Raw genomic sequence first — 383 nt, 5'->3', positions numbered from 1 at the left:
CCACACGACGACTCAGGGTCAGAGAGGCGTGACACCATGCGGACGGTCTATCACCAGCGGCTAACCGAGTTGGCCGGACGATTGGGAGAGATGTGCAGCCTGGCCGGGATAGCGATGAAACGCGCAACGCAGGCTCTGCTCGAGGCCGACATTGGCGCCGCTGAACAAGTAATCCGTGACCATGAGCGGATCGTGGCGATGCGAGCCCAAGTCGAAAAGGAAGCGTTCGCGCTGCTGGCGTTGCAACATCCGGTGTCCGGCGAGCTGCGGGAAATCTTCAGTGCGGTGCAGATCATCGCCGACACCGAGCGCATGGGTGCGTTGGCTGTGCATATTGCCAAGATCACCCGACGCGAGTATCCGAACCAGGTGCTTCCTGAGGA

1 protein-coding gene is annotated in these 383 nt (G+C 61.1%); it reads left to right on the top strand.

Annotated elements, in window-relative coordinates; all coding sequences use genetic code 11:
* Positions 1 to 36 precede the first annotated feature (36 nt).
* Positions 37 to 383 (top strand): phosphate signaling complex PhoU family protein (locus tag ETC00_RS20315; RefSeq protein ID WP_305792680.1); only part of this gene is annotated, 347 nt, incomplete at its 3' end.

It is taken from the genome of Brevibacillus sp. MCWH, from assembly GCF_013096935.1.
In the GTDB taxonomy this organism is placed as follows: Bacteria; Bacillota; Bacilli; order Brevibacillales; family Brevibacillaceae; genus Brevibacillus; species Brevibacillus aydinogluensis.
This window is presented reverse-complemented; position numbering and strand designations above follow the sequence as displayed.